Here is a 7,400-nt window from a genome sequence, read left to right on the forward strand (position 1 = left end):
CATCTCGCGGAGCTGGTCGGCGAGCCCGAAGTGCACGTCGAATGGGGCGTGCATCGCTATCCCGGAGTGTCGGTGGGCGAGGTTGTACCAGTCGAAGAAGCCGGTGCACCAGGTGCGGGCGTCCTCGATGCAGCCGAACCGGTCGGGGAAATCGTGCCGGTACTTCAAGGTTTTGTACTGACTTTCCGAGTACGGGTTGTCATTCGACGTTTTCGGTCTCGAATGGGACTTGGTGACGCCCATATTGCTGAGCATCTGCGCGACGTTGTGGGCGATCATCGGCGATCCCCGGTCGGAGTGGATCGTCAGCTTCCCTTGCTCAACGGGGTACTTGGTGATGGTGGAGGACAGGAACTGCTCGGCGAGGTCCTTGTTCTCGGATGCGGCGATCATCCAGCCGACGGTGTAGCGGCTGTAGATGTCGATGATCGTGTAGAGGCAGAAATAGCTTCCCCGATACGGGCCCTTCAGCTTCGTGATGTCCCACGACCACACCCGATTCGGAGCGGTCGCGATCAACTCAGGCTTCTTGCGGGGCGGATGCGTGGCCTGCCGACGGCGCTCGCGGACCTCGCCGTGTCGGCGCAGGATCCGGTACATCGTCGCCTCCGAACACAGATAGGTGCCCCGGTCCAGCAGCACCGCGTAGATCTCGGCCGGTGCCATGTCGACGAACTCGGCCGACCGCAACACCGCCAGGACCTCCGCCTCCTCAGCCTCGCTCAGGGCCCGCGGATGGCGCTTGCGCTCCAGCGTCGGCTTCACCGGCGGCGGGGACGTGCGGTGGTGGCGGTACCAGGTCGCCCGGCTCACGCCGAGCGCGGCGCATGCCTTGACCCGGCCGACCAGGAGGGACAGCTTGCCCAGGGCAACCGTGCGGGCCGCCTCGAAGGCCGACTCGCCCTCGCCGACGGGCACGCCAGCGGACGCCGCTTCCGCCAAGGTCACTTGCTCTCGCCGTTGTTCGTCGTGGCGCTGTCCGTGGCGAACTGGTCGAGCAGCGCGGAGAGTTTTGACTGCACCTCGATGACGGTGCGTGCCTTGCCCAGCTCGGCTCCCAGCTTGGCGTTTTCGGACTTGAGCCGGGCGATCTCCTTGTCCCGCGGATCGGTCTTCGGCCGACCCGCCGATGCGGCGAGCGCCGCCTCGGCACCCTTGTCCCGCTGCTGACGCCAGGTTGTGATCAGCGACGAATATAGGCCCTCGCGCCGCAGCAAGGCGCCCTTGGCCTGCTTGTCGATCCCTTCGTACTCGGCCAAGATCCGCGCCTTGTACGCCGCCGAGTACCGGCGATGACCGGCCGCGCGGGGTGTCACCTGCGGATCCGGGGTCCCGTGGTCGTTGGTGCTGGCCACTACGAGCACTACTCCCTCTCCGCCCTCGACTCAATGAATCATCCAGTATGCCTGCCTCGTCCTACGTTGCCAGAGAGGGGGCCGGGGAAGCTGAGCAGGATCTCGCTGTCGGCGTGTTGGTTGAAGGCGGCTGTGGAGCTGACCCCGGTTTCGTGGAGTCCCTGAAGCCAGGCTCATGATCCTGGCCCGAAGGAGAACCACGAGCAGTGCCAGCACCACGCAAATACCCGGACGAGCTCCGTGAGCGGGCCGTCCGCGAAATCCACACCACCGGCCGTCTGATCGCGCACGTCGCGAAGGACCTGGGCATCCACAAGGAGGCCCTGCGCGGCTGGGGCCGCCAGGCCGAGGCGAACGCGACGACCGGCTGACCACCGCCGAAGCGGGAAGAACTGAGTCAACTCCGCCGGCGGGTGCTGGGCCTGTCCGAGTCGGCGTACTACGCGCGCAAGAAGCGGCCGAGCTGGCGAGGGCGCTGCGGGCGGGGTCGGTCGTTCTGGCTGTTGTCACGATCGCCTTCGCCCTGTCGGTCGCCGTGACATCGTGAGTCGCCCACAGGAGCCGGGCAGGTCGTTGTTGCCGGGGCTCCGGTCGGTCAGTCAGCCGTTCCCATGCGTTGCGTGGCGGTGCCCTCAACGACTGCAAGCTGAGCTCCGCACGTTCGAGTCGGCTGCGAGCGCTCGGCGTTGCCGGACCTCGGCGGGCTGTCAAGGTCATTGCGTCCCCGGCGGGCTGCCGAGCGCGTGGGCCCAGGCCAGCAGCTCGGGAGCATGCAGCGTCGGTAACCACCTGTCGGCCCGGGTGGCGCCGTCACCCTGAGGCCGGGGACCGACGCCCAGGACCCGCAGGCCGGCCCGGCGGGCCGCTTCCACACCGGTCAGGGAGTCCTCCACCGCCAGCGCCCGGTGCGGGGGGACACCGCAGAGCCGGGCCGCCACGGCGTACACGTCGGGATGCGGCTTGGGGCGCACGCGGTCCCCGGTGTCGGGGACGACGAGGTGCTGGAAGTGTGCGAGCAGCCCGGCTCGTTCCAGGCTGCCTTCGACCACGACCCTCGGGCAGTTACTGGCCACCGCCAGCGGCAACCGGCCAGAGAGCAGCCGTACGATCCGGACCGCACCTGGCATCGTCACCGGCTCGTCGGTGACGAGTGCCAGGAAGTGGTCGAGAAGCGCGGCTGTCAGGTCCTCGGTCAGTTCGGGTTTGTGCACGGACTGCGCCATGAGCCGGCCGCAGTCCTCGTAGTGCAGGCCAAGGGCCTGCTCCGCAAACCCGGGCGGTGGCTGGAGCCCGTGCTCCCGGAAGGCCCGGCTGCGAGCCTCCTGCCAGTGGCGTTCGCTGTCCATCAGGGTGCCGTCGCAGTCGAAGACGACGGCTTCGGGCGACCAGTCGAGCAGATCGTGGTCCGAGGTGGTCACTGGGGCCTCTCCCATACCTTCGCATGTACGCATGTGGCATTTCCCGTATCCACAGAAAACGGAAAGATAGTTTCCACTACGTTATTTCCGTCCATGCAAATCAGGCAATAACCCTTTTCAGTGACTCGACGGGCGCCGCAAACAGGCGTATGACCGTTTGGCGGCGACAGTCGTGACGCAGCCGCCGGGGCCGGCAACGCCACGTGTGCACACGTCAGTTGTCACGCGTGCTTGGCCGCAGGGGGCCCGGAGCGCCTTGCGTCCGTTACCACTCGCACGCGTTCACATTCGAAAGAACTGCGTAATTACCGCACGAAAGTGCCTGTTTGGACTCCGGGCGTACGCTGGCGCACTAAATTCGTGGCCGACATGAGAACAGAGCGAGAGCGGACGGAACCTTGCAGGAACGGGCGAAGGCAACCCGCAGATCACTGCTGGAAGCGGCAGCCCAACTGTTCGCTGAACAGGGATACGCGGCCACCAGCGTCAACGACATAAGCGCAAGGTCGGGCCGGACCAGCGGCGCGGTCTACTTCCACTACACCGGCAAGGAGGGCATCGCCGTCGCCGTCGTCGAGGACCGGTTCGCCACCTGGTCTCAGCTCGCTGCCCGCTACGGAGATCAGACGGTCCCCCCGCTCGAACGGCTCGTCGCCCTCAGCTACGACATCGCCCATGCCCTCGCCCGGGACCCCGTGACACGCGCCGGCGCCCGTCTGTGGGCTGAGCGCACCGTCATCAAGGCCCCCGTTCCCGACCCCTTCGCGCTGTGGACCGCCGCCGCCACGCGACTGCTCGCGCAGGCCCGGCTGGCAGGGCAGGTCAACGAGCGCGTCCGCCCCGCCCGCACGGCCCGGACCCTGGTGCGCGCGTTCTTCGGCCTGTGCACCCTCACCGAGGCCATCGAGGGTACGACCGTCCTCGACGACCGCCTGACCGACTGGTGGCACCTGACCCTGCCCTCCCTCCGGCCACAACCGACCTGCGGGAACCTCCCGGCAGGGCGGTGACGCACATACTCTCAGGGGGACTCCGATGGCCCGGTGCGGTGGTCGTGGACCTTCTGGGCTGCCGGGGCAGCGTCACTCTCGTACCCCGGATCGGCTGCGCTCTCCCGCCTGCCGGTCGCACAGCATGTGTGGGTGAATAGCCGCCGCTGACGGCGCTCCAGGAGCCCGGGGACTTGCTCTCGGAAGGTCTGCCGCCTGCAGCCCATGACCGGACGTACAGCAGGTCCTGAAGAGCGTCGAGGACCTGGTAGAGGGCCAGGCCGGTGTGTGGACCTTTGGGGCGAGCCGCCTGAGGGTGAGGAACGCCTGGGCGGCGGTGACGAGGGTGACGTGGTGGTGCCAGCCGCGCCAGGTGCGGCCCTCGAAGTGGTCCAGGCCCAGGCCGTGCTTGAGTTCGCGGTAGTCGTGCTCGATCCGCCAGCGCATCTTCGCCCACCGCACCAGGTTGAGGTTCCCCCGGCGTGCGGGAGGTGCTGATCAGCTGGTCAGTGTGGGTTGACGGGGTTTCAGGTTCGCTCGTTCGGCCGTTGCCTGGTCGGCGTAGTGCTTCTCCTCGAACGGGTGGTCATTCTGGCCTTCTGTCAACTTTCCTGAGAGGCGTGGCCCCCCGGATACCCGAGGGGCCACTGTCGGTCCGAACGCTGTCAGTAGCGGGTGACGACGCTGTTGACGCTGAGCCTAGTAGAGCCGATGTAGATGAAGTAGAACTCCGCCTTCCCCACCTCGCCCCAGGACACCGTGTTGCAGGAGTTGCTCCGCGTGCCGTGGCTCACGTCCGGAAGGAAGTCTCTGACGTGGTCGAGCTCGAGAGTCGCGCTGCTGGGTCCACCGAAGCTGCAGCCGGAGAAGCTCACCGTCGTGCTCGACAGGGCGGCTTCAGGTTCCCGAAGTATGAGGGCTGTCGGGGATGCCGAGGATCTGGGCGGCTCGTTCGGGTAGATCCCGGATGGCGCGGGTGGTCTTGGCGATGTTGGTAGCGCCGAGCTGTTTGAGCCGTCCGATGGCCAGGTTCCGGAAGGAGGCCATGGCGCGGGGTGCGTTGCCGGTGTGGACGGCGGAGGCGTCTTCGGCGAAGGTCCGGTCACGGATGTGGTGCTGGGCTTCCACGGTCCAGTGCCGGCGAACGTGACCGGCCAGTTCCCGGGGTGCGGCCTGGTGGGTGTCGAGGCTGGTCACCGCGTACACCGTCTCGCGGGACTCCTTGGCCCCGGTCTGTTTGCGGCGCCGGTGGATGCGCAGGGCCAGCATCGCTTCGGGGAAGGCGATCCCGCCGAGGTTGTCCGCGACCGCGAGTGTCTTGATCGAGCGGGACTCCCGCCGTCCGTGTCCGGTTTCCGAGGTGCTGTGCTGCACTGCGATCCGGCCCCAGGGTAGGGCTTTGAGCTGGGCGTATGCGGTCGGCTGGTTGCCCTTGATCATCGCGATGTAGTGGACCTTCCTGGTCTGGGCCAGCCAGCGCACGGAATCCTGGACACTGTGCAGGGCATCGAAGGTGACCACCGTGCCCTGCAGGTCCAGGTGCTCCAGCAGCGGCCGGAGGGCGGCGGTCTCGTTGGTTTTGGCACCCACTTCCCGCTGGGCCAGGGTGATCGCGGAGCCGTGGGTCACGGCCGACAGCAGGTGGCGACGGCGCAGGCCGAGGCGGGCCGACCCCTTCAGCGTCTTGCCGTCCACCGCGATCGCCCGCCGTGACGCGGGGCCGGGAGCCGGCCGGTGTTCGGACAGGTAGGCACCGATGGCCGTGTCCAGGGCATCAGTGTCCACCGCGGCCAGGATCCGGGTGAGGGTGGGCTGGGACGGGGAGCGGTAGAGGCCGGGCACATGGCGGCGGAAGCCGAGCCGGTCCAGCAGACCCAGGGCGGCCCGCTGCCCCCACTCGGCGGTCTCCTCGACAGTGCGGGCCTGGGACACAGCGGCACAGGCGCACATCAGCAGCCCGCCGACCAGGGGATACCACCGTCCCCGACGGCCACGGGGATCGGGAACACGCTCCAGGTGACGGCGCAGACGGTCGGTGTCGTCCCGGCTCAGTGGGCCCAACTTGGCCAGGACGGCAGGAATCGGGCAGGATCGGGACGCGGGCACGGCACCTCATAGTGATCAACTGGCGTAGACACCCTGATGATCACAGGTCCCGTGCCCGTTCTGCTGCGGCGCCAGCAACCCCCTCACGCCGGACGAACTACGCGATCAGGGAACCCGAAGTCGACCTGGCCACCAGAGCGGGCAGACCGCATCGCTCGGCCAGTCGGACCGTCGGGACCAGCCCGGCATGCGCGACCAGGTCGGGGTCGTCAAACGCGGCGAACAGCGTCGACGGGCTGTGGGAGACTTTCACTTCAGAGGTGCCTTGCTTCGTGGGACTGGTGTGGGCGTAGGAACTCCCATCATCCCAGGTCAGCGGGCACCTCTTCTCATTTCTCCGTCCCCAGGTCAACTATCCGCGCGGTGGATCGAGGCTGAGGGCCGGCGCGGAAGTCTCGGTCCGGTGTTGACCGAGATGTCGTGGTGGTGGCGGACGCCGTCGATGCGGGCGGTGTCGGAAGTGCCGCGGAAGGCCGCGGCGGTGTGGGTGGAGGATCTCCAAGCCGAGCTGGAGCGAGTGCGTGCGCCTTTGACCGAGGCGGTGACTCTGGTGCGCAATTCGTGACGCGGAGTCCGGTGGCTGCGGCATGATCGGCCCTGCGGCCGGTTTCCCCGTTCCTCGGCCGCAGGGGTGAGAGATGTCGATGCAGCCCAAGGCCCTGCCACCGGTACCGGAGCAGACCGCGAAGATCGCCCGCAAGGCTTTCCCCAAAGGGAGCCTGCCGATACGGGTCCGCGACCGGCTGGCCGAGGTGTTCGCCGACGAGCCGTTCGCCGAGGCGTTCGGTACGCGCGGCGCCCCTGGGCTGTCGCCGGGTGTGCTGTCGCTGGTGACGGTGCTGCAGTTCGCTGAGAACTTGACCGACCGGCAGGCCGCGGCCATGACGGTGCGGGCCATCGACTGGAAGTACGCCCTCGGGATGGAGCTCGCCGACACCGGCTTCGATCACACCGTGCTGCCCCGCTTCCGCGCCCGCCTTGCCGAACACGGCCTGGAACGAGTGGTGTTCGACCGGCTGCTGGAGTACTGCAAGGATGCCGGCCTGGTGGCCGCCGGCGGCAGGCAGCGCACCGACGCCACCCACGTCATCGGCGCGGTGCGGGACCTGAACCGCACGGAGCTGGCCGGGGAGAGCGTCCGCGCGGCCCTGGAAGCACTCGCGGTCGCGGCACCGTCCTGGTTGTCGGACACGATCGACGTGGCGGAGTTCGCCCACCGCTACGGCGAGCGGATCAACGGCTGGACGATGCCGTCGTCCCAGACCAAGCGCGAGAAGCTGGCCCACGTCTTCGGCCAGGACGCCCTGACGCTGTGCCGGGCGGCCTACGCGCCTGCCGCCCCGCCCTGGATCCGCGACATCGAGGCCGTGCAGACCCTGCGGCAGGTGCTGGTGCAGACCTACTACCTGCACACCGATGCGCGCGGGCGGGAGGTGGTCAGGAAGCGGGAGGCCGAGACAGACGGCGTCCCGCCCGGCAGTATCCGCCTGGCCTCCCCCTACGACACCGACGCGCGCTGGGCCGCCAAGGGC

At 68.3% G+C, this 7,400-nt stretch carries 10 protein-coding genes and 1 pseudogene; 4 read left to right on the forward strand and 7 right to left on the reverse strand.

Annotated features, from left to right (window positions below; all coding sequences use genetic code 11):
* Both B9S61_RS40225 and B9S61_RS30050 read right to left on the reverse strand, forming a co-directional pair.
* The coding region (locus B9S61_RS40225) for an IS3 family transposase (protein WP_181007604.1) at positions 1-948 on the reverse strand (948 nt) is incomplete at its 3' end.
* Positions 945-1,355, reverse strand: coding sequence for a transposase (locus B9S61_RS30050; RefSeq protein WP_181007605.1), 411 nt, complete (start codon positions 1,353-1,355; stop codon positions 945-947). The genes B9S61_RS30050 and B9S61_RS40225, both read right to left, overlap by 4 nt.
* A 206-nt stretch (positions 1,356-1,561) precedes the next feature.
* Here B9S61_RS30050 and B9S61_RS30055 point away from each other — a divergent pair, with 206 nt between their 5' ends.
* Entirely contained in the window at positions 1,562-1,726 is a 165-nt protein-coding gene (locus tag B9S61_RS30055; protein ID WP_103545056.1) for a transposase, read from the forward strand.
* A 342-nt stretch (positions 1,727-2,068) separates the two neighbouring features.
* Here B9S61_RS30055 and B9S61_RS30060 read toward each other — a convergent pair whose 3' ends face one another.
* Positions 2,069-2,773, reverse strand: coding sequence for an HAD family phosphatase (locus B9S61_RS30060; protein ID WP_103545057.1), 705 nt, complete (start codon positions 2,771-2,773; stop codon positions 2,069-2,071).
* 398 nt (positions 2,774-3,171) lie between these two features.
* Between B9S61_RS30060 and B9S61_RS30065 the strand changes: the two genes are divergently transcribed.
* Entirely contained in the window at positions 3,172-3,783 is a 612-nt protein-coding gene (locus B9S61_RS30065; protein ID WP_103545058.1) for a ScbR family autoregulator-binding transcription factor, read from the forward strand.
* 219 nt (positions 3,784-4,002) lie between these two features.
* On the opposite strand, the pseudogene B9S61_RS30075 reads toward B9S61_RS30065, so the two are convergent.
* The 4 genes and pseudogenes from B9S61_RS30075 to B9S61_RS41175 all read right to left on the reverse strand — a co-directional run.
* A pseudogene (locus B9S61_RS30075) lies at positions 4,003-4,227 on the reverse strand (IS701 family transposase); the annotation flags it as partial.
* 200 nt (positions 4,228-4,427) lie between these two features.
* On the reverse strand, positions 4,428-4,637 hold the full coding sequence (locus B9S61_RS30080; RefSeq protein ID WP_103545060.1) for a hypothetical protein: 210 nt from the start codon (positions 4,635-4,637) through the stop codon (positions 4,428-4,430).
* 22 nt (positions 4,638-4,659) lie between these two features.
* Positions 4,660-5,823, reverse strand: coding sequence for an ISAs1 family transposase (locus tag B9S61_RS30085; RefSeq protein ID WP_107499722.1), 1,164 nt, complete (start codon positions 5,821-5,823; stop codon positions 4,660-4,662).
* A 142-nt stretch (positions 5,824-5,965) separates the two neighbouring features.
* A complete protein-coding gene (locus B9S61_RS41175; RefSeq protein WP_181007606.1) occupies positions 5,966-6,121 on the reverse strand; it encodes a hypothetical protein in 156 nt (51 codons plus the stop codon).
* A 150-nt stretch (positions 6,122-6,271) separates the two neighbouring features.
* Here B9S61_RS41175 and B9S61_RS41755 point away from each other — a divergent pair, with 150 nt between their 5' ends.
* Positions 6,272-6,433 carry a hypothetical protein gene (locus B9S61_RS41755; protein ID WP_219819978.1) on the forward strand — a complete coding sequence of 54 codons (162 nt, stop codon included), beginning with the start codon at positions 6,272-6,274 and terminating at the stop codon, positions 6,431-6,433.
* Between the two features lie 73 nt (positions 6,434-6,506).
* A partial coding sequence (locus tag B9S61_RS30090; RefSeq protein WP_146064868.1) for a transposase occupies positions 6,507-7,400 on the forward strand: 894 nt, incomplete at its 3' end.

Origin of the sequence: Streptomyces sp. SM1 (genome assembly GCF_002910825.1) — a bacterium.
Lineage (GTDB): Bacteria > Actinomycetota > Actinomycetes > Streptomycetales > Streptomycetaceae > Streptomyces > Streptomyces okerensis.